Consider the following 21,308-nt stretch of genomic DNA (forward strand, 5'->3'; position numbering starts at 1 on the left):
TAGCCGTATATTTTTAACATCAAAAGTAAGCAATTTTAATAAGAATCTTATTATGCAGAATATCCAAGATTTAAAGGAAAAGATTTTTTTTGAATCCATGAATATCATTGATAATCTGGACAAAATAAGCAATATAGACGAATTACTTTCCAAGCAAGATCTTGTAGATGAGCTTGCTAACAGGATTTCTTTTTTGAAACTGCTGGAAAAAAATATTGAATACTTCGTAACAGACAATCCGATGCAGAATCCAGACCATCAGTATGTCTCTTTTGTTTCAGGAGAAACAGATCATCATGATACCGGAAACGAAGTGACGGAGGAGGAAGCAATTTTCAATAATGAACTGAACGAAATTGATGAAAATGAAGTTTTTTCAGACGAACCTGATGAAGAAGCTGTTTTCAACAATCAGCTGAATGAAATTGTTGAAAATGAATTCCATGAAAATATTGTAAGCTTTGTAGAAGAAAACAAGGAAGAAAAATTACCGGAAAATATTCAGGAAGAGACTCCAGAATATGAACCCCTTGAAGAAGAGGCTGTTTTTAATAATCAGCTGAATGAAATTGATGAAAATGAAATTTCAGAAGAACAGAGAGCAGTTTTGAGCTTTGTAGATGAAGATAAAATTCTTGCAGATTCTACACCGGATTCGGATGAAGATCTTAACGAAGATCTGTTTTATAATGAAGTCACAGAGGAAGAAGCTGTTTTCACTAATCAGCTCAATGAAATAGAAGAACAGGAAGATGAAATTATTGTGACGAAATCTGAAAAAGAAACGGATTCTGTTGTAGTAAATGATGTAAAATCTTCTGTAACGGAAACAATTCCGAGCATTTTTGATACAGAAACGCTGGATGATGAAATACTGATTGAAGAAAACGAAGAACAATTTGTGGTTTCAAATGTTTCCATAGAGCAGGGGGAAATGGCTACAGAAACTTCCAATGTGGAAAATATTCTGAGTGAGATCAAAAATGACCACTCTGAAGAACCTGCAAAAGAAGAAAGTATTCTGGCTGAAGTATTTGACCGAAGAAAAATTGTCGAAATCGACAAGCCTGTTACTGAAAAAACAGATAAACATCGTTCCGATGAAAGCTTCGAAAATTTAGAAGAATATCATCGGGAGAAAAAAATAAAATTAGCCAATATCAAAGGAATGAAGGCTGTTCAGTCACTTTTTGATGACGACCATCTGGAGCTTCACAAAGAAGAGAAAACTTCTCCGGTTGTAACAGAAGACCAAGGAAGTATTCTGAAATCCAATATTCCGACCAATTTCATGGAAGCAGACAAGCTGAAACCTGAATTTAAACTGGATCTGAATGACAGACTTGCCTTTACAAAGATGCTTTTTGAGGGAAGCCAGGCAGATCTGAACGATACTGTTTATCAGTTGAATCAATTCAGAACACTGGAAGAAGCCAAAGAATATCTTAGTGATCTGTACTATGACAGAAAATGGAATAAGGTGGATGAATATGCACAGAGACTTTGGATATTGGTGGAAAATAAATTCTTATAATTTTGAGCGGAATCCTATATTTTGTTCCCACACCTGTTGGGAACCTGGAAGATATGACATTCAGGGCGGTAAATGTCCTGAAAGAAGTAGATTATATTTTATGTGAAGACACCAGAACTTCCGGAATACTTTTAAAACATTTTGAGATCTCCAAGCCTTTAAAGTCCTATCATTTACACAATGAGCATCAGGCAACGGAGAAAGTGATTACAGATCTTAAAAATGGTGAGAATATCGCTATTATTACCGATGCGGGAACACCTGGTATTTCAGATCCCGGATATTTGCTGGCCAAAGCAGGAGCAGATAATAATATTGACATGATTTGCCTTCCCGGAGCTACGGCGCTCATTCCGGCACTTGTGGTTTCAGGGCTTCCTAATAATGAATTTCTATTCGCAGGATTTCTGCCGCAGAAAAAAGGAAGACAAACCAAACTGAAGCAGCTTGCAGAAGAAAAAAAGACCATCGTTTTGTACGAGAGCCCTCATAAGATTAATACCACTCTGGAACAGATCAGAGAATTCTTCGGAGAAGAAACCAAGGTAAGCTTAAGCCGTGAGATTTCTAAGAAATTTGAAGAAACTAAAAGAGGGACAATCAATGAATTAATTGAATTCTCCAAGAGTAAAACTTTAAAAGGAGAGATCGTTCTTATTGTCAATAATTCTATTTAATTTTCTTTGAAAAAATTAGTTTTTGTATTGTGTTCTGTAGTCTGTACAGCACAGACTAACCAATATATGAAGGTAATCCTGTCGAAAAAAACAGGGAAGGAGATCAGTTCTTATTCGGAAGGATATGGAACATCCTATGATACTGGTTACAAGAAACAGGGAATTGTAGATTCTTTAGGAACGGTTACATTTGAATCCCCTTACAAAGGAGGAATTCTGCATGTCTTTAAAAACCGGTTTATTCTATATTCTGAGGAAGGAAATAGCAGAAAATCAGCTGTTATTGACGAAAAAGGAACAGAACTTATTCCTCTCAACGATCAGGAATTTAATACCCCTTGGTGGAGTGAAGATTGTATCATCTCATCAAAACAGAATTCAGAAGCTGTTTATGATTTTAACGGAAAGGAAATCATTCCTTATGCTGAAAAGATTCGTTTTTCAGGGAAGAACAGACTCTTGGTTTTAAAAGATAAAAAATGGTTTCTGTACGACCTTAAAGGAAAGCAACTCAGCAATCGCGAATTTAAAGAAGACTATAGCTTGTATGAGGGTAGAGCATTGATCATCAATGAAGACAATGAAAAAGAAATCATTGGAAATAACGGAGAGACTCTGCATAAATTTTCAAAACAAGTGGTAAATATCAATGCCTATCCTTATCTGGTTACCCAAAATAAGGCTACAGGAAAATATGGTTTGATTGATGCTGATGGAAAAACAATTGCTGAAGAAATCTATAATGATATCACCCCGGAATACTTTGGTAAAAAAGAGTATATCTACCTTACAAAAAACGGAAAGACAACAGTTTTCAGCAAAAAAGACAAGAAGCTGTATGTGCAGACTTTTAAATATCTAAATCCTTTATTGAATAATTATTTTGGTGTCTACAATGATAAGGTAAAGAAATCAGGAATTATAGATCTGGAAGGAAATGTTATTCTTCCACTGGAATATGATTTCATCAGAAGTTTTACCATTTCTGGGAAAGACTTTATTTACCTTAAAAAAGGAAATGAAGAGAAGTTTCTCGATAAAGATCTTAAAAATATTGTGGGTGACGGTGTCCGGATCTTAGGTTTTTATCCTGATAATCTTATTGTTGGAAAAGATAATCGTTACTACAGGTTTTCAGTGAAAGATCAGTCATTATCTGAGTTGAAAAATATCAGCCAGATAAAAAATGAAGATGTTGACTATTTTAATCCTCTCAATCAATATTCAAAACCTTTGGTCTGCAGAAACACAGACAACTTTTATGGAGTCCTGGATGGGAAGGGAACAGAAATTGTACCGTTTGTATACGAAGATATTATAACATTCGGAAATGCTGAAAACGAAATTGTCGTTAAAAAAGAAGGAAAATTTGGAGTTTCCAATTTTCAGAATGAGCCTTTGAAAGACATTATTTATGATAAATACTTTTGGCAGAAAGAGGTATTAAGACTGGATAAGAGTAAAAAAACAGACTTTATTTATTTCACCAGATTCAGAAATAATTTTGGTCAACTTTAATGAAAATCCTGATAATCATCAAAAAAATAGTAGTATTTTGACAATTTAAATGGGTTGAATAACATTTTATAATATCTTTGCAAACCGTTTAATTCCGGAAAAGAATTGTAGAAACATGAAGAGGCAGCTGTCACAAGCTGAACGAGTTATAAAAAGAAAATAATTGTCAATAGATATGAAAATATTAGAAGGAAAGGTAGCACTAATTACCGGAGCTACAAGAGGAATCGGTAAAGGTATCGCTGAAATGTTTGCTCAGCAAGGGGCAAAAGTAGCATTTACCTACGCCGGCTCTGTAGACAAAGCAAAAGAATTAGAAGCAGCTTTAAGTTCTGTAACCCAAATCAAGGGATATCAGTCTGACGCATCAGATTATGATGCAGCTCAGAAATTGGTGGAGGAAGTAATGGCAGAGTTCGGGCAGATTGATATTTTGGTAAACAATGCAGGGATTACAAAAGATAACCTGTTATTGAGAATGTCCAAAGAAGATTGGGATAAAGTAATCAAAGTAAATTTAGATTCAGTTTTCAACCTTACAAAAGCGGTAATCAAGCCGATGATGAAGGCAAGATCAGGATCTATCATCAATATGACTTCTGTCGTAGGTGTGAAGGGTAATGCCGGACAAGCCAACTATGCAGCTTCTAAAGCCGGGGTGATCGGATTTACAAAATCTGTAGCACTGGAGTTAGGATCAAGAAATATCAGATGTAATGCAATTGCACCTGGATTTATCGAAACGGAAATGACTGCTGTTCTGGATGAAAAAACAGTTCAGGGATGGAGAGAAGAAATTCCAATGAAGAGAGGAGGACAGCCTGCAGATATCGCCAATGCATGTGTATTCTTAGGCAGCGAAATGTCGGCATACATTACCGGACAGACATTAAACGTTGACGGCGGAATGTTAACATAAAAAATGAAAAGACCACAGAATATAGTATTATTCTTGTCCGTTTTACTAATCATCGGTCTGGCATACATTAGTCTCTTTAATGTATACCAGACCGATGATTATTTTTGTTCCTATGCCACCAGAAAACTTGGGCTGTTACAATGTTTTACGGATACCTATACAACATGGGGCGGAAGGTATTTTGGATATTCTATAAATATGTTTAATCCTGTCTTTTATGACAGTAAAAATATTGTTCCGAAAATCTATCCTTTTTTTTTAATGCTCTCCTTTATTGGAGTTTCCGCAGTAAACTTGAAAGAATATTTCAATTATTCTTTCAAAGAGTCTATTAAGAAAGGCTTCCTTTTGTTTTTCTTTTATACCATGCTTCTGGTAAGTCTGCCTGAGCATTATTTCTGGATTACAGGTTCCAATATCTATTTCGTTCCTGTCATTTTGGCGGGTATTTTACTCTATTTTATTAAAAAAAATAAAGATACAGGAGAGGATATCTGGTTTTCTCTTTCTCTACTACTTATTATATTGCTGATGGGTTCCAATGAAATTCTAGCATTGATTGTATGGGGAATTCTGTTGGTGACTTATTATCAGAAACGCAATAAGAAAAATCTGACGTTGATATTGACTGCAAGCGTCTTTTTATTGGTAAGTTTTCTTGCACCTGGGAACTTCAACAGAATGGGGGAAAGCGAACAAGGAATTATAAAATGGGTAAAAAGAATAGGCCTTTTTGGAGCTAATACACTCTATGTTGCTGCCAAAGTTCTATTATTACTCCCATTATTTATGATGGTTTTTGAAGAAGAACTCAAAAAGATAATGAGTCAGATAACCTTTAAAAAAGCTGTTTTATTCTGGGTGGTTTCATTGGTTCCTTTACTATTTACAGGGTATATTCTAACCTCCATTGCAAGGCAATTTGAAAGTATTATCTTCTATTTTCTAATCACTTTATCTCTGATCGTCTTTTTTAAATTTGAAAAAATTAAAAAGTTCTGGTGGGTTTCTCTTTTCATTGTTTTTCTACCTGAATTGAAAATTTTCCCCGAAAAGTATTCTTATTTTAACATGGATTTTAATGGTGGAAATATAGTTATGGAGCTTCTGACTACAGATCTTAAGGAATATGAAAGAGAGATGAATGAAAGAGTTGATATAATTAAAAACTCTTCTCAGGATTCTGTGGTGGTAGATAAAATAAAAGAAATTCCAAGAATTTTACATATGGATGAAATGGCTTCTGTAAAAGAGGAAAAAACCTATGTAAATGATCAGCTTGAAAAATATTTCAATAAAAAATACATCAGAACAAAAGAATAAATAAAGGCTTTAGATAATCAATCTAAAGCCTTTTGTTGTATTTTTAGTCCTTAAAAACCTGGTTTTCCTGTTCCTGAACCCTGATAAAAGTAGTTCTTTTGGAAAGTTCTTTAAGTTTTGAGGCACCTACGTAAGTACAAGTAGATCGTACACCTCCCAAAATATCCTTTACCGTTTCTGAAACAGGCCCCTTATAAGCCACTTTTACTGTTTTTCCTTCAGAAGCACGATATTCTGCCACACCTCCGGAATGTTTATCCATGGCTGTTTTAGAACTCATTCCATAAAAAAGGCGGTATTTTTTACCGTTTTCTTCAATCATTTCGCCACCACTTTCATCATGCCCGGCAAACATTCCGCCCAGCATTACGAAATCTGCACCGCCACCGAAAGCTTTTGCTACATCACCGGGAACTTTGCATCCGCCGTCAGCAATGATATGCCCTCCCAAACCGTGAGCAGCATCTGCACACTCAATAATCGCAGAAAGTTGAGGATATCCCACTCCTGTTTTTACTCTGGTCGTACACACAGATCCAGGTCCAATACCTACTTTTATGATATCTGCACCTACCAGAAGAAGTTCTTCTACCATTTCTCCGGTAACCACATTTCCTGCTATAATAATTTTATCCGGGAAATTGGCTCTTGCTTTCTTCACAAATTCAACGAAATGCTCAGAATAACCATTGGCTACATCTATACAGAGAAACTCAATTTTTGGGTGCTTATCGAGGATCTGTTTTATTTTCTCTTCATCAGCTTTTCCGGTTCCGGTACTCAGTGCAATATACTGATGAATACTTTCAGGCTGGCTGTTGAGAAACTTGCTCCATTCCTCAGGAGTATAATGCTTATGAACCGCGGTAATAATTTTCTCCTTGGCCAGTTCCACTGCCATTTCAAAAGTTCCTACCGTATCCATATTGGCTGCAATTACAGGGACTCCTGTCCATCTTTTCCTGGTATGTTTAAAGGTAAATTCTCTCAGTAAATCAACTTCCGAACGGGATTTCAAAGTAGAACGCTTAGGGCGGAACATTACATCCTTGAACCCCAGTTTTATGTCATATTCTATACGCATTTTGTAATTATTTGTCAGAATAAAGGTAGTGAATAATATGAAATAGTGTATTTTTGAAACAATGGATTTTCCTGTAACATTTCATATTTTCGGCAAAACAATCCTTGCGCATCCGCTTTTTGAGGCTGCCGGAATGTTTTTGGGCATGAGATATTATTTTTATCTGAAACGTAAGTCTAAGGAAAAACTTTCCTTCAATACTTCTGCGGCAGTTTTAATTGGTGCTACTGCCGGAGCTTTGATAGGTTCCAAGCTGATCGGTAATCTTGAAAATCCTTATGCATTATTTGAAAATTTTTCCTTCAGAAAGGTCTGGTCAAACAATACTATTGTAGGAGGACTGGCTTTTGGTTTATTGGGAGTAGAGCTGGCAAAAAAGATTGTACATCATAAAGAAAGTACGGGAGATCTTATTGTTTTTCCCCTGATATTGGCCATGATTATAGGCAGAATAGGATGTTTTCTTACAGGGGTTTATGAAGAAACGTATGGTATTCCTACTGATTCTGTTTTTGGAATGTATTTGGGGGACCAATATCTCAGACATCCTGTTGCCTTGTATGAAATAGCCTTTTTACTTCTTCTGTGGATGGGATTAAAGTATATTCAGAATCGTAAAAAATACCCTTCCGGTTTTATTTTTCAGCTGTTTATGCTCAGCTATTTTACATTCAGATTCCTTTTGGATTTTATAAAACCAAGAATAGAAATCATTGGAAATATAGGTACAATTCAAATGGTGTGTATCTGTGTAATTATTTACTACATTTATAAAATCAAAAATACCGGATCTTTATATTTAAAATATTCAAGATGAAAACATTAACTATTTTAGAAGGCAATCTCAATCTGGCTGGGGTAGTGATAATGATTATTGGTGCAATTATTTTGGCTGCACTGGTTTTTTCCCTCATCGTCGCTTTTATTACAAAACTTATTTATGAAAGGAAAGGAGACCAAAAGTTCACCAGAAAACAATTTATACAGACCATGCTGATCTCTCTTCTGATCTGTGGATTAATCAGCGGTTATATTTGCGGAGGACTTTAAAAAAATTGCTATGCCAGTAAGAAATTATACCTATTACGATTATACAATCAGCCTTTGCCCGGAATGTCTTAAAAGGGTAGGAGCCAAAATCATTATTGAGGACGAAACTGTTTTTATGACTAAAAGATGTCCGGATCATGGATTTTTTAAAACAAAAATAGCTTCTGACGTACAGTATTATAAAAATATAAGAAACTATAATAAAGCCTCTGAAATGCCCTTTCATTTCGGAACCGATGTGGAATATGGATGTCCTTATGATTGTGGATTATGTGTAGACCATGAACAGCACAGCTGTCTTTCTATCGTAGAAGTTACAGACCGTTGTAATCTTACCTGTCCAACCTGCTATGCAATGTCCTCACCCCACTATGGAAGTCACAGAAGCCTGGAAGAAATTGAGGCTATGTTTGATGTTATTGTAAAAAATGAAGGGGAACCGGACGTGGTGCAGATCAGTGGAGGAGAACCTACAATCCATCCGGAATTTTTCAAAATTATGGATATTGCCAAATCAAAACCGATCAAACATCTGATGCTGAACACCAACGGAATCAGAATAGCTAATGATCCGGGATTTGCTGAACAGCTGGCGACCTATGCTCCCGAGTTTGAAATTTACCTTCAGTTTGATTCATTTAAACCTGAAGTCCTGGAAGATTTCAGAGGGAAGGATCTTACCGCGGTCAGAATGAAAGCGTTGGAAAAACTCAATGAGCTTAACCTTTCTACGACACTGGTTATTGTTCTTCAAAAAGATAAAAATATTGATGAAATTGGAAAAATTATAGAATTTGCCCTAAAACAGAAGTGCGTAAGAGGAATTACCTTTCAGCCGGTTGAAATTGCCGGAAGAAACCGGGAAGATTCTGCTCATGAAAAAATTACCTTAACTGAAGTAAGACAGGAAATTATCAATCAGTTTCCGTTATTAAATTCTGATGATATTATTCCCGTTCCATGTAATCCGGATGCTCTTGCTATGGGATATATCTTGAAACTGCAGGGCGAAACAATTCCTTTAACCCGGTATATCAATCCTGCAGATCTTCTGAATAATGAGTCAAAGAATACCATTGTTTATGAACAGGATAAAGGATTGCATATGCAGCTGCTGGATATTTTCAGTACCGGAATTTCCGTAGATAAAGTTCAGCCTAAGGTCAATCAGTTACTGTGCTGCCTGCCGGATGTTTGTGCTCCGGATCTCGATTATGATAACCTTTTCAGAATAATTATCATGAACTTTATGGATGCTCATGATTTTGATGTAAGAGCGGTGAAGAAGTCGTGCGTACATATTGTCAATAAAGACCTGAAGCTAATACCTTTTGAAACCATGAACCTCTTTTACAGAGATGAAAAAAAGGCTTATCTGGAAGAACTCAGGAAAGAAGATAAAGTTTTATTTTAGCCATATAAAAAGCAAAGCGTGAAATGAAATTTCACGCTTTTATTATTTTCTTGTTATTTTACTTCTTTTACATCTTCAAAAGTCATCACTTCTTCCAATGTTTTCATGTATTCATAAGCTGTAAGGTCAAACTTTACCGGAACAATAGAAATATATCCATTGGCCAATGCTGTTTCATCAGCATCTTCAGAATCATCCATATTGTTGAAATAACCTGTCAGCCAGTAATATTTTTTACCATGAGGATTTACTCTCTCATCAAAGCTTTCTTCCCATTTGGCATTGGCCTGTTTACAGACTTTTACTCCTTTAATCTCTTCCGCCGGAAGTTTAGGAATATTTACGTTCAGTACAACTCCTTTTGGCATTGGGTTTTCCAATGTTCTTCTTACAATATTCTGAATAAATTCTTTAGCCTGAGTGAAATCTGCTTCCCAGCTGAAATCCAGTAATGAGAATCCAATGGCAGGAATTCCTTCTACACCTGCTTCTACTGCAGCCGACATGGTCCCTGAATAGATTACATTGATAGAAGAATTTGCCCCGTGATTGATTCCTGAAACCACAATATCGGGTCTTCTGGTCAGGATTTTATCAAGAGCCATTTTTACACAGTCAACAGGAGTTCCGCTACAGGAAAAATCTGTCTGCGGGCCATCCAGAGTAACTTCTTCGTAGCTTAGGGTAGAATTAATGGTAATAGCGTGGCCTTTTCCACTTTGAGGAGAATTGGGGGCAACAACCACTACTTCTCCGATTTCATTCATAAAATTTACAAGATTTCTGATACCAGGAGCTGTAATTCCGTCGTCATTAGTCACCAGAATAAGTGGTCTTTCCATAAATTATCTTTAATTTTTTATTTAAACAGAGTGAGTTTGTTCATTTTCAGAATTGAACAAATAGATTTTCAACACATCAAATGTAGGTAAAAATCAGACGCCATAAAATACCAGATTGGGATTGGCTGTTGTGAAATAGAAATAAAATCCTTCTGCTTTTGCTTCAGAGAGTGAAGATCAATGCACCGATAAAGAAAAATGCCAGAAGCAGAATATCTGACTAAAATGAAGGAATTTTAATATGAATTTTAGTTCATCAAACTCAGAATTTTACAGGTGCCTCCCATGAAAATCTCTTGTTATCCTGTGAAGAACACCTGTAAAGCCTGATAATTTTAATGTTAAGTGGTCGTACAAAATAATAAACTAGTCGAGAGGTTTTCTACCGGAAATGATATTATAAAGAATAACAATAATAGCAATAACCAGTAAAACGTGAATTAAATAACCTGTGCTCATTCCGGGAACGACTCCTAGCATTCCCAATAGCCAAACAACGATGCAGATGACTGCTACTAACCATAATAAACTTTTCATGACTTAATATTTTGAATTTGTATGGTTAATTCTCTGCATATTTTATGCCTTTATGACTAAAAATTGATTTTTGTGGTATGTGTTTTCTGTTTTTAGATTAAAAATTAAAAATTTAGGTGTGTTTGAAAAAAAGGATTGATCTGTATCACTTTATAACGAAACTGTCTGATAATAGGAAATGGCTCATACTGTCCTGATTATTTGTAAATCTCTTTAAATAAAAATGATCAAAACTGTCGATATTTGTAAATAAGGTATTAAATTTGATCATTTGTAACAGTACCAAACTTACTGCTACTAATTACTATACTTATTTTAAAAAAATTAATAAATAAAGACAGTTTATGTGGAAAAATTTCAAACTGAATAAATTTTTACTCCTTATTCCATTAACCAGTCTAATGTTTTGTTTCAACTCGCCACAGAATGACGATGAAAAGATGCAGACAATAATGGTGAGCGTAAAAAACACACTTTCTTATCTGCATTATAGCCCGAAATCTATCAATGATGCCTATTCGAAGGACGTTTATAAGCATTATTTCGAATTGGTAGATCCAGCGAAAAGATATTTTCTGCAATCTGATATGGATGAATTCAGCAAGCATGAAACAAAGCTTGATGACTATATCGGACAAGGTGATCTTACATTCTATAAGCTTACCATTGACAGACTTTACCAGAGAGTGGATGAGATTGATAAAATCACACAGGATATCTTCAGCAAGCCCATCAATCTTCAGGAAGATGAAACGCTTACTCTTGAACCCAAACTAAAAAAAGTACCTGCCAACAAACAGGAACAGTATAATGAGTGGAAAAAATTCATCAAATACAACATCCTCCAGGAAGTTGAGTCGATGAACAGCAAGGAAGAAGCTCAGAAAGAAAAGAAAGACTCTGTTCAGAAATACAAACTGAAAGATACGATCAAGTTTAAGCCACTTACTCAGGACGAGAAGATCAAAAAAGCGACTGATGAGGTAAAAGACCTTGTAAAAGATACTTTCACGAGATTCAAAAAGAGAAAGAAAATGGATTGGTTTACCGTGTATATGAATGCGTATACTGAAGTATTTGATCCGCACACCAACTATTATTCTCCAAAAGATAAAGAAGATTTTGATACCCAGTTCACCGGAAAAGTAATTGGTATCGGAGCCCTGATCCAGGAGAAAAAAGGAAACCTTTACTTAGGAGCGCTTACCATTGGTGCACCCGCATGGAAATCCAAGCAGCTTTCAGAAGGAGATAAAATCCTGAAAGTAAGATCAAAGCCGAAAGAAGATGCTGTAAATGTAGTAGGAATGCTTTCTGATGAAGCGGTAAGATTAATCAGAGGTGAAAAAGGAACTCCCGTAACCTTAACGGTTCAGAAAAAAGATGGTACCATTAAAGATGTAACCATGATCCGTGAAGAGGTTGCTATCGAAGATACATTTGCAAGAAGTATTGTAGTGAACACTCCAAATGGGAAGAAATACGGCTTTATCAACCTTCCAAGCTTTAATGCTGACTTTGAAAATGCCAAAGGAAGAAATGCTTCTGATGATATCAAAAATGAAATCATTAAGCTTAAAGAACAGAACATTCAAGGAATCATTCTTGACCTTAGAAATAATGGTGGAGGTTCTTTAACTGAAGTAGGCGATATTATGGGACTTTTCATGGAAGCTGGTCCTTATGTTCAGGTAAAAGACGGAAACGGAAAAATACAGACACTTAAGAACAAAAATGAAACTCCAATCTGGACAGGTCCGTTGGTTATCATGCAAAACGAACTTTCGGCTTCAGCTTCAGAAATTCTTGCAGGAGTAATGCAGGATTATGGAAGAGCGATGATTATCGGATCTCCACAATCTTTCGGAAAAGGAACTGTTCAAACTTTTGTGGATCTGAACAGATTCCTGAATACAGAAGATGATTTCGGATCTCTAAAACTGACAATCCAGAAATTCTACAGAATTACAGGAGAATCTACACAGAGAAAAGGAATTGTTTCTGATATCCAGATGAAAGACTTCTTTACGTATGCTGAAGTAGGAGAGCGATATGATGATTATGCATTGGCCTGGGATAAAATTCCACCTACAAAATTCCAGAAACTGAACTATTTCAATATCCAGGCGCTGGAGAAGGCAAGTGCAGACAGAATGGCTAAAAACAGCAATTACCAGTTGTTATTAGAATCTGCTCAGTGGAGAGAAAAACTGGATAAGGAAGAAAATATCACTTTGAATATTACAAAATTCAATGAGCTGATGAAGAACAGAAAATCTCAGATTGAAAAGTTCAAAGCTTTGACGAAATTTGAAAACGGTCTTCAGTTTATCATGTATCCAAGTGAAATTGAAAGAGAGAAAAAAGACGAAGCTTTCAAGAAAAAATCTGAAATGTGGATCAAGAATCTGAAAAAAGATCTTTACCTGCAGGAAGCAATGAATATTGTATCAGACATGGGAGCTAAATCCTAAACATAAAAAAACCGCTAATTATAAAGATTAGCGGTTTTTTTATTGAATAAAGTAGATTACTTAATTTCTACACATCCTACTCTTCCTCCTGCATTTCCGGTAGGCTGAGTATGGAAATCATCTGCAGCAGCGTGTACAATAAGACCTTTTCCGATAATGTTCTTAGACTCGTCTGTACAGCCCAGACACCATTTGTCTGTCTTGAAAGTCAATGTTGCCGTTCCGTTCTGATCAGCAACCAGGTTTCCTATATCTCCCATATGGAAATGTTCAGCACCCCATTTACCATGATCATTCTTCGAAGGATTCCAGTGGCCGCCAGTAGAAGTTCCGTCTGCAGCTGAGCAGTCTCCTTTTTCATGAATGTGTACGGCATGGATTCCAGGAGTAAGGTTGGTGATGTCAAGCTTCATTGTTACTTCATTTCCATTTTGAGTAAACTTCGCTGTTCCCCCTGTCTGTGTTCCGCTTTTGGCATTTACAGAATAGGTTTTTGTGGTTCCGCATGAAACGGCAAAAACTGCAAATCCCGCCAATAATGCTAATGTTTGTACTTTCATTTGTTAAATGATTTATAGTGATTTTACGATAAATTTAAAAAAGATTTTCCAAAAGGCTTTATGATCTCACTCTTTTTTGAAAAACTTAGTTTAAATGATTGCTTAATAAAGGCTGTTGTGACCTTAAATTCCGAAACATAGCTCTGAGGCTTACTGATTTAAAACGAGGTAAAAAAAAGCTTATTTTAGTAGCTGGGAAGCAGTATATAATCTGATCCTTAGAGAAAGAAAAATGATTATTCTGTATACATTCATTAGCGAAGAAAAACATCAGTCACGTTTAGACCGATACCTGCCTGCTTTTTCTCAGGAGGTTAATCAGAATATCCTGCGATACAGAAGATGGCAGGATGTGCAGCTTTCTTTACTGGGAAAGGTGCTTTTACAATATGGATTAAAGACTTATTATAACATTTCTAAGCCAGAAATAGGAACTCTTCCAAACAAAAAACCTTATTTGAAAGGATGTCAGCTTCATTTTAATATATCGCACTCTAAGGACCTTGTTGTTTGTGCTTTTGCAGAATATCCTTTGGGAATAGATGTGGAATTTAATGATCCTAAGACAAATTATCAGGATTTTGAATTTCAGATGACTGTTAATGAGTTTCAGGAAATTGAGAACTTTGGTGATAAAATGAAAGCCTTTTTTACCTTTTGGACGAGAAAAGAAGCGGTAATAAAAGCCCATGGAGCAGGAATGATGTTACCTTTGGATTCTTTTGAAATCTTGCATAATGAGTGTATTATTGAAGAGGAAAAATTTTTTACCAAAGAGATTTTTATCCATGAAGATTATCACGGTTATATCGCCTCTTCAGATCAAAAAATTAAGGATGTGAACCCTCTTATTAAATACTTTCAAGAGGAAGTTTGAACGTGAAAATAAAAGGATTTTCTGATAATAGCAATAAAAGACAACAGACTTTCATTCCGGACAAATATCTTTGTAAACTAATAATTTTGAAGTGGAAGAATATAAAAAACGGATTGTAAAAACAATTCAATATATTGATAACCATATTGATGCGGAGCTGTCTCTGGAAAAAGTTTCAGAGATATGTGCCTATTCACCTTTTCATTTTCACAGAATATTTAAGCTGGTTACAGGAGAAACCCTTCAGAATTATATTATCAGAAAGAAAATAGAGAAAAGTGCTCTTCATTTAGCAGTTCATAAAAATATGGAGATCAAGGAGATCTGTTGGGATCTTGGTTTCTCCAATCATTCTGTTTTCTGCAAAACATTCAAAAAATATTACGGTCTCGCGCCCACAAAATTTCGCAGATCAGCACCGGAAAAATTTCACAGGATTTTACAAACACAAAGCAAGAACGGACAAGTTGAGACGGTTTTCAGCCAATACATTTGCAATATTGAAAACCTGTTAAACTGGACTAGAATGAATTTAAAAATTGAAGTAAAAGAAATGCCGGAAATGAATCTGGCATCCATTATGAGCCTTGGAATGGCCAACGTAGAACCTTCTTTTAATATCCTGATAGACTGGGCAAAAAAGAAAAACCTGTTTCCGCGGGAAAATCTTAAAATGATTTCTGTATATCACGACAGCTGTAAAATAACACCTCTCGATAAAGTAAGGATTCACGCCTGTATGCTTTTGGATGAAAAACTGCAGCAACAGGAGGGAGAAGTATTTTCAGAAACGGTAGAAGGCGGAAAGTACATTGTAGGAAGCGGAGAGGTGACATTGGATGATTTTGAACAATGCTGGGTTTCTCTGTTCTTATGGATGAACGAAAACAACTACGCCATGAGAAGAACCTTTCCTTATGAAATCTATCACTCCAATTTTAAAGAACATCCGGATGGGAAGATGATCGTGGATTTTTGCATTCCGGTTCATTAATTACCATTCGGGAGCAAAAGAATGCCTTTCAGTAATAATTTTTTTACAGAAAGGTATTTCTCATGCTATTTTTGATTCCAGAAAACAATAAAAATGAAAACACAAGGACAAAACATACTGTTTCTGATTCTTCTTCTCACTTCCATTATGGGATATTCCCAGGTGAAAATATCGGGGAAAGTATCCTTTAAAAACAAAGGAGTCGCCGAAGTAAATGTAACGCTCAAAGACACCTATGATGGGGCTACAACAGATGCTCAGGGTAATTTTACCTTTGAAACTTCAGAAAAAGGAGCTCATACAATTACTTTTACCCACCCGAAATATGAAAATGTAGAAAGATCAGTTTCTATTGAAAATCAAGATATATCCTTGAATATTGATCTTAAAGAACAGATCAGTGAGATTGATGCAGTAGTAGTTTCTGCAGGATCTATTGAAGCCAGTGATAAAAAAAGAGCAACAGCATTACTCACTCCCATTGATATTTATACAACGGCAGGAGCAGACGGACAGATTTCTTCAGCATTGACTTATCTTCCGGGAGTACAGAAAGTAGGAGGAACAGAAGGTTTATTCATTCGTGGAGGTACCGGAACGGAATCTAAAATCTTTATGGACGGAAGTCTTATCAATAATTATTTTTCTAATTCTGTTCCGGGAATAGCGGGGAGAGATCAGTTCAATACTTCACTTTTTAAAGGAAATGTTTTCTCAAGTGGTGGCTATTCTGCATTGTACGGGCAGGCTCTTTCGGGAGCATTGATGCTGGAAAGTGTAGATCTTCCGGAAGAAACCTCCTATAACTTTGGGATTTCACCCATTTTTCTGAGTGCAGGATTTCAAAAGTTAGGAGATAATAAAAACTATTCCTACGGTGCTACAGCAGGATATTCTCTTTTAAGTCTGATGCAGAAAGTCTTAAATTTTAATACAGACTTTGTAGAAGCTCCCCAAGGTCTTAACGGAGATCTTAATTTCAGATTTAAAACAAAATCAGGAGGCTTTTTCAAATATTACGGAATGTTCAATTCCAATAAAATGGGTGTGAGATCAGAAAGTCTTAAACCCGGATATGATTTCAGTCTGGTAAAGCTTAACGGTAAAAATACATTTCACAACCTTTCTTTTAAACAGAAATTCGGAAAATATCTGCTTAATATGAGCGGTTCTTATTCCTACAATAGATCGGATCTTCATTTTTCAACAGAAACCAATGATATTGAATCCAACAGAAGCCAGCTTCTGACTGACGGAAACTATGTGAACTTCAAAGCAGTTCTTGAAAGAAAGATAAACAGAATCAGTGCCGTAAGAGGAGGAATTGAACTGAATAATACCGATGAAAATCTGAATTTTGAAACGGTACGGAAACATTATAAAGATTTGATCTCCTCTGCTTTTGTAGAAACTGATCTTGGCTTCAGCAATGCTTTGTCAGCGAAAATAGGGGTGAGAGCAGAACATTCTTCATTTTTGGGGAAGGATAATATTGCACCTCGTTTTGCAATTGCTTACCGCCTTGCAAAAGACTGGACCACTTCGTTAGCATACGGACTTTTTTATCAGAATCCGGAAAGTAAATATATCAATGGACCTGCCAATCTTGGCTTCCAGAAATCCCAGCATTATATTTTCCAGGTTCAGAGAGCTTCAGAAGGCAGAACTTTACGTTTTGAGGCATTTTACAAGAAATATGACCAGTTGATTAAGACGTTCAATATTACCCAGGACAAAGAGCAAAATCAGCAGATTCAAACTGCTTTAAACAATGATGGCTACGGATATGCAAAAGGACTGGAATTCTTCTGGAGAGATAATAAAAAGACATTTGAAAATATCGATTACTGGATCAGCTACTCTTATCTGGATTCAAAAAGAGATTTTCTGAATTATCCGGTAAGCCTGCAGCCGAGTTTTGCAGCAGAACATACCCTTTCAGCAGTAGCAAAAAGATTTATTCCGGAATGGAAGCTTGGGGTCAATCTATCATATACTTACGCCAAAGGACGGCCTTATTATGACATTGCCTCCACATTTAAAGATGGAAAAGCTGTAAATTTTATCCGGAATGAAGGAACACTTAAGGATTACAACGCATTGAATTTCAGTATTAATTATCTTCCGAATATCGGTAAAAAAGATGCGAAAGCCTTTCCTGTATTTGTATTGAGCATCAGCAATATTTTAGGATCAAAGAATGTATATGGCTATAATTTTTCAGCCAATGGTTCCAGAAGCTCTGCAATTGTTCCGCCTGTCAATACTTTTGTTTTCATAGGAGCATTTATAAGCTTTGGAGTAGATAAAACAGATGATGCCATCAATAATAATTTATAAAAACATATCTTAGAACACACAATAAACTAACTTTTAAAATTTAATATCATGAAAAAATACCTTTTAAGTTTTGCTTTAGCTTTGGTGAGCTTAACGGCTTTTGCACAGGCAGATTACGACAAAATAATGTCTGAAAAAATTGCGAAAATTGAAACCTGTAAAACCCCGGAAGATTTCCAGGCTCTTGCAAATGATTTCCAGAGAATAGGAAGTAAAGAAAGTACAAAATGGCTTCCGGCTTACTATGCCGCATTTTCTTATATCCAAAAAGGAAGAACCCTGATGAGAGACGGAAAAATGCAGGAATTGGATGGTATTGCAGATCAGGCAGAAAAACATCTTTCAATGGCTCAGAATCTTGCAGGAATTGATAATGCAGAAATTCACCTGTTGAGAAAAATGTCTTATTCTCTCAGAATGATGGTAAATCCTGCCCAGCGTTATATGACAGATGGGGCAAGAGCTGCTGATGAACTTAATATTGCAGAAAAATTAGACCCGGCAAACCCAAGAATTGCACTTATCAAAGCAGAAGATGTCTATTTTACTCCCGAACAGTACGGAGGAAGCAAAACCAAAGGATTGGAAATGTTTAAAGATGCTCAGGCAAAGTTTAAAGCCTACAAACCCAAAACAGCTTTGGACCCTAACTGGGGAAAAGGAGAAGCAGACTATTTCTTAAGCTTACCGGCAGAAAAAGCAAAGTAGTTTTCTCTATATTTCAAATTAATCAACCTTCATTCGTGAAGGTTTTTTTATACCATTCGGAAAGAAAAATCAGCCCTTCGGTAACAATTAATTTTTGATACCTTTAATAAAAGCTAATTTTGAGTCAAGAAAACAGATTATGAAACGGAAAAACTTTATCGTACTATTCTGGGTATCACTTGCTGTCTCCATGTTTTTCTTTTTTGTCTTTACAGAAGAGAAGAATCTTGAAAACTTTTTATATACCCTGCTTATCTCTTTTATTTATTCTTTTGTATTGGGAGGAGGAAACGGGCTATTGAACAGTTTTCTGAATAAAAAGGTCCCATGGTCTGAGGCTACAACCAAAAGAGCGGTTATCAGTATTATTTCAATTATTGTCGCCAATTTTGTACTGGTCTATTTCTGCAATTATGTCAATTTTGTACTTATTCAAAAAGCAGCTACTACAGAAGAGTTTTTCCTTGGAAAATATAATTTCCTCAATTGGTTTACCATCAATATAGCATTGTTGATATCCGCTTTCCTTCATGCCAGAAGTTTCATGGAAGAGCTGAAGAAAACTTCCCGAAAAGAAGTGGTGGAACAGAAGCTTATCGCCAAATCTGCAAATGCCCAGTTTGAAAGTTTAAAGAACCAGCTGGATCCACATTTCCTTTTCAACTCATTGAATGTTTTAAGCTCGTTGATTGATGAAAATCCTCGTCAAGCACAAAAGTTTACTGCTTCAATGTCAAAGATTTACCGATATGTACTTGAACAAAAAGATAAAGAACTGGTAACAGTAGAAGACGAGATAGAATTTGCAAAAACCTATTGTGAACTTTTGAAAACAAGATTTGAAGACAGTGTGGATTTTACCTTTGATGTTGCTAAAGAGGATTATCAGAAATATGTAGTTCCACTGGCTTTGCAGCTCTTGTTGGAAAATTGTATCAAACACAATTTTGCCACATCATCAAAACCTCTGATCATCAGAATTTTTTCAGACGGAAATACGCTCTGCATTGAAAATAATCTTCAGGTAAGAGAGCAGATCAAAGAAAGCTCAGGAATTGGTCTGGCCAATATTGTACAGCGTTATTCCCTTATTACAGAGCGAAATGTCTTCATCGAAAAATCTGAAGATCATTTTAAAGTAAAACTTCCAATGCTCGTGGCTAAACCACAAGTTTCCATATCAAAACCTGAAGATGATTCTGCAGCTTACCAACGGGCACAAAAAAGAGTAAAAGAGATTAAGAGTTTTTATATGAACCTTATTTCTTACTGTACGGTAAGTGCCTTTTTAATCTTTATTAATCTTTTTACGAGCAGCAGAAATCATTGGTTCTGGTTTCCTGTACTGGGATGGGGAATAGGCGTTGCTTCTCATGCATTTCAGGTGTTTGGAGTAGGTGAATCCTGGCAGGAAAAGAAGATTCGTGAAATTATGAACAAACAAAAAAAATAGAACCATGAGAACATTTGACGAAAACAATATTGAATATCAACAAGCAAGAAGACAGGTAGAAAGACTGCGTGGGTTTTACGGACATGTATTCGCTTATATAGCAGTAAATGCTCTGATTGTTGTCTATAATTGTATTCACCTGAAACCTGGTGAAAGTTATTTTCAGTTTAAAAACTTTTTCACGGCAACTTTTTGGGGAATAGGACTTGCAGCACATGCAGTTACCGTTTTTCTGCCCCGTGTTAATTTTATCAAGAAATGGGAAGATAAGAAGATCAAGGAACTGATGGATAAACAGAAAGAGCATTAGAGAAACTATCTTTTTAAAAATACTTTTAATCTTAATTTTATTGAAAATGAATGCTTTATCAACTTTGTTTTATATTTCAATGGCAGCCTGGTTTCTTACAGAATTCCTTTACAAAAACATGTTGAAATCCGGCAAAGAAGATCAAAAAAACAAGGATAAATCCACTCTGAATATTTTATGGATGGCCATTCCTTTTTCTATTGTTAGTGCAATATTCATGTCTTATAATTTTCATTTTCCAATGGCTGATGGCGTCTGGATACTTTATCTGGGCGAGCTTTTTATTCTTGTTGGTATCATTGTCAGATACATCATCATCAGATCTTTGGGAAAATATTTTACAGTAGATGTAACCATCAGACAAGATCATAAAATCAAAAAAGAAGGATTTTATAAATATCTGAGACATCCTTCCTATGCTTTTTCCCTGTTAACTTCTTTTGGCCTCGGTTTGTATCTCAATAACTGGCTTTCATTAGTCTTTGCTTTTGTTCCTCCGTTTTTAGCCTTTGCCTACAGGATTAAAATTGAAGAACAGGCCTTGATAGAAGAGTTTGGGTATGAGTATATTGAATACAGTAAAGGAACAAAGAAACTGATCCCTTTTATCTATTAATGGCAGGTTTTTACAATTCAGACAGCATAATCTACCATTCGGTCACATAAAATTGATTTATGGCACTTTCCTGAGCTA

20 protein-coding genes are annotated in these 21,308 nt (G+C 35.7%); 16 read left to right on the forward strand and 4 right to left on the reverse strand.

Annotated features, from left to right (window positions below; translation table 11 throughout):
• The first annotated feature begins 52 nt into the window (after window positions 1-52).
• The 5 genes from A1704_RS09610 to A1704_RS09630 all read left to right on the forward strand — a co-directional run bounded on the left by A1704_RS09610 (window position 53) and on the right by A1704_RS09630 (window position 5,971).
• A complete protein-coding gene (locus A1704_RS09610) occupies window positions 53-1,534 on the forward strand; it encodes a ring-infected erythrocyte surface antigen domain-containing protein (protein WP_062672826.1) in 1,482 nt (493 codons plus the stop codon).
• Window positions 1,535-1,536: 2 nt separating this feature from the next.
• A complete protein-coding gene (gene rsmI, locus A1704_RS09615; RefSeq protein ID WP_062672827.1) occupies window positions 1,537-2,211 on the forward strand; it encodes a 16S rRNA (cytidine(1402)-2'-O)-methyltransferase in 675 nt (224 codons plus the stop codon).
• Between the two features lie 6 nt (window positions 2,212-2,217).
• Window positions 2,218-3,729: a WG repeat-containing protein gene (locus tag A1704_RS09620; RefSeq protein ID WP_131797499.1), complete on the forward strand. Its 1,512-nt coding sequence runs from the start codon at window positions 2,218-2,220 to the stop codon at window positions 3,727-3,729.
• Window positions 3,730-3,904: 175 nt separating this feature from the next.
• Window positions 3,905-4,648: a 3-oxoacyl-[acyl-carrier-protein] reductase gene (fabG, locus tag A1704_RS09625; RefSeq protein WP_041461954.1), complete on the forward strand. Its 744-nt coding sequence runs from the start codon at window positions 3,905-3,907 to the stop codon at window positions 4,646-4,648.
• A 3-nt stretch (window positions 4,649-4,651) separates the two neighbouring features.
• Window positions 4,652-5,971 (forward strand): DUF6056 family protein, encoded by a 1,320-nt coding sequence (locus tag A1704_RS09630; RefSeq protein ID WP_131797500.1) that lies wholly within the window; start codon window positions 4,652-4,654, stop codon window positions 5,969-5,971.
• A 43-nt stretch (window positions 5,972-6,014) separates the two neighbouring features.
• Here the strand turns inward: A1704_RS09630 and A1704_RS09635 are convergent, their stop codons facing one another.
• Complete coding sequence (locus A1704_RS09635) at window positions 6,015-7,055, reverse strand: GMP reductase (protein ID WP_062672835.1); 1,041 nt, start codon at window positions 7,053-7,055, stop codon at window positions 6,015-6,017.
• A 61-nt stretch (window positions 7,056-7,116) separates the two neighbouring features.
• Here A1704_RS09635 and A1704_RS09640 point away from each other — a divergent pair, with 61 nt between their 5' ends.
• Genes A1704_RS09640 through A1704_RS09650 form a run of 3 tightly spaced genes read left to right on the forward strand, consistent with a single transcriptional unit; the run spans window position 7,117 to window position 9,519 of the window.
• Window positions 7,117-7,872 (forward strand): prolipoprotein diacylglyceryl transferase, encoded by a 756-nt coding sequence (locus A1704_RS09640; protein WP_062672837.1) that lies wholly within the window; start codon window positions 7,117-7,119, stop codon window positions 7,870-7,872.
• On the forward strand, window positions 7,869-8,105 hold the full coding sequence (locus A1704_RS09645) for a hypothetical protein (RefSeq protein WP_062672838.1): 237 nt from the start codon (window positions 7,869-7,871) through the stop codon (window positions 8,103-8,105). Before A1704_RS09640 ends, A1704_RS09645 begins: the two co-directional genes overlap by 4 nt.
• A gap of 10 nt (window positions 8,106-8,115) precedes the next feature.
• The gene (locus tag A1704_RS09650) at window positions 8,116-9,519 is read left to right on the forward strand and encodes a radical SAM protein (protein WP_062672840.1); all 1,404 of its coding nucleotides are present in this window, start codon (window positions 8,116-8,118) and stop codon (window positions 9,517-9,519) included.
• Window positions 9,520-9,572: 53 nt separating this feature from the next.
• Here A1704_RS09650 and surE read toward each other — a convergent pair whose 3' ends face one another.
• On the reverse strand, window positions 9,573-10,361 hold the full coding sequence (surE, locus tag A1704_RS09655; protein ID WP_062672842.1) for a 5'/3'-nucleotidase SurE: 789 nt from the start codon (window positions 10,359-10,361) through the stop codon (window positions 9,573-9,575).
• 366 nt (window positions 10,362-10,727) lie between these two features.
• On the reverse strand, window positions 10,728-10,898 hold the full coding sequence (locus A1704_RS24185; protein ID WP_110008970.1) for a lmo0937 family membrane protein: 171 nt from the start codon (window positions 10,896-10,898) through the stop codon (window positions 10,728-10,730).
• Between the two features lie 344 nt (window positions 10,899-11,242).
• Here A1704_RS24185 and A1704_RS09660 point away from each other — a divergent pair, with 344 nt between their 5' ends.
• Entirely contained in the window at window positions 11,243-13,372 is a 2,130-nt protein-coding gene (locus tag A1704_RS09660) for a carboxy terminal-processing peptidase (protein WP_062672844.1), read from the forward strand.
• A 56-nt stretch (window positions 13,373-13,428) separates the two neighbouring features.
• Here the strand turns inward: A1704_RS09660 and A1704_RS09665 are convergent, their stop codons facing one another.
• Window positions 13,429-13,932, reverse strand: a complete 504-nt coding sequence (locus A1704_RS09665) for a superoxide dismutase family protein (protein ID WP_062672846.1) — start codon at window positions 13,930-13,932, stop codon at window positions 13,429-13,431.
• 232 nt (window positions 13,933-14,164) lie between these two features.
• Here A1704_RS09665 and A1704_RS09670 point away from each other — a divergent pair, with 232 nt between their 5' ends.
• From A1704_RS09670 to A1704_RS09700, 7 genes are all read left to right on the forward strand, one after another.
• On the forward strand, window positions 14,165-14,809 hold the full coding sequence (locus A1704_RS09670; protein ID WP_062672849.1) for a 4'-phosphopantetheinyl transferase family protein: 645 nt from the start codon (window positions 14,165-14,167) through the stop codon (window positions 14,807-14,809).
• Between the two features lie 91 nt (window positions 14,810-14,900).
• A complete protein-coding gene (locus A1704_RS09675; protein ID WP_062672851.1) occupies window positions 14,901-15,803 on the forward strand; it encodes an AraC family transcriptional regulator in 903 nt (300 codons plus the stop codon).
• Between the two features lie 93 nt (window positions 15,804-15,896).
• Window positions 15,897-18,143, forward strand: coding sequence for a TonB-dependent receptor (locus A1704_RS09680; protein WP_062672853.1), 2,247 nt, complete (start codon window positions 15,897-15,899; stop codon window positions 18,141-18,143).
• Between the two features lie 48 nt (window positions 18,144-18,191).
• Entirely contained in the window at window positions 18,192-18,851 is a 660-nt protein-coding gene (locus tag A1704_RS09685; RefSeq protein ID WP_062672855.1) for a hypothetical protein, read from the forward strand.
• 139 nt (window positions 18,852-18,990) lie between these two features.
• Complete coding sequence (locus A1704_RS09690) at window positions 18,991-20,304, forward strand: 2TM domain-containing protein (RefSeq protein ID WP_062672857.1); 1,314 nt, start codon at window positions 18,991-18,993, stop codon at window positions 20,302-20,304.
• 4 nt (window positions 20,305-20,308) lie between these two features.
• A complete protein-coding gene (locus tag A1704_RS09695) occupies window positions 20,309-20,614 on the forward strand; it encodes a 2TM domain-containing protein (RefSeq protein WP_062672859.1) in 306 nt (101 codons plus the stop codon).
• 46 nt (window positions 20,615-20,660) lie between these two features.
• A complete protein-coding gene (locus A1704_RS09700; protein WP_062672861.1) occupies window positions 20,661-21,230 on the forward strand; it encodes a methyltransferase family protein in 570 nt (189 codons plus the stop codon).
• Window positions 21,231-21,308 lie beyond the last annotated feature (78 nt).

This window comes from Chryseobacterium cucumeris (assembly GCF_001593385.1).
GTDB lineage: Bacteria > Bacteroidota > Bacteroidia > Flavobacteriales > Weeksellaceae > Chryseobacterium > Chryseobacterium cucumeris.

Coding starts and splice junctions, on each gene's coding strand:
- A1704_RS09665 (WP_062672846.1), bottom strand. CDS start 13,932: ATGAAAGTACAAACATTAGCATTATTGGCGGGATTTGCAGTTTTTGCC.
- A1704_RS09660 (WP_062672844.1), top strand. CDS start 11,243: ATGTGGAAAAATTTCAAACTGAATAAATTTTTACTCCTTATTCCATTA.
- fabG (WP_041461954.1), top strand. CDS start 3,905: ATGAAAATATTAGAAGGAAAGGTAGCACTAATTACCGGAGCTACAAGA.
- A1704_RS09680 (WP_062672853.1), top strand. CDS start 15,897: ATGAAAACACAAGGACAAAACATACTGTTTCTGATTCTTCTTCTCACT.
- A1704_RS09670 (WP_062672849.1), top strand. CDS start 14,165: ATGATTATTCTGTATACATTCATTAGCGAAGAAAAACATCAGTCACGT.
- A1704_RS09610 (WP_062672826.1), top strand. CDS start 53: ATGCAGAATATCCAAGATTTAAAGGAAAAGATTTTTTTTGAATCCATG.
- A1704_RS24185 (WP_110008970.1), bottom strand. CDS start 10,898: ATGAAAAGTTTATTATGGTTAGTAGCAGTCATCTGCATCGTTGTTTGG.
- A1704_RS09630 (WP_131797500.1), top strand. CDS start 4,652: ATGAAAAGACCACAGAATATAGTATTATTCTTGTCCGTTTTACTAATC.
- A1704_RS09685 (WP_062672855.1), top strand. CDS start 18,192: ATGAAAAAATACCTTTTAAGTTTTGCTTTAGCTTTGGTGAGCTTAACG.
- A1704_RS09690 (WP_062672857.1), top strand. CDS start 18,991: ATGAAACGGAAAAACTTTATCGTACTATTCTGGGTATCACTTGCTGTC.
- A1704_RS09695 (WP_062672859.1), top strand. CDS start 20,309: ATGAGAACATTTGACGAAAACAATATTGAATATCAACAAGCAAGAAGA.
- A1704_RS09635 (WP_062672835.1), bottom strand. CDS start 7,055: ATGCGTATAGAATATGACATAAAACTGGGGTTCAAGGATGTAATGTTC.
- A1704_RS09650 (WP_062672840.1), top strand. CDS start 8,116: ATGCCAGTAAGAAATTATACCTATTACGATTATACAATCAGCCTTTGC.
- surE (WP_062672842.1), bottom strand. CDS start 10,361: ATGGAAAGACCACTTATTCTGGTGACTAATGACGACGGAATTACAGCT.
- A1704_RS09700 (WP_062672861.1), top strand. CDS start 20,661: ATGAATGCTTTATCAACTTTGTTTTATATTTCAATGGCAGCCTGGTTT.
- A1704_RS09645 (WP_062672838.1), top strand. CDS start 7,869: ATGAAAACATTAACTATTTTAGAAGGCAATCTCAATCTGGCTGGGGTA.
- A1704_RS09640 (WP_062672837.1), top strand. CDS start 7,117: ATGGATTTTCCTGTAACATTTCATATTTTCGGCAAAACAATCCTTGCG.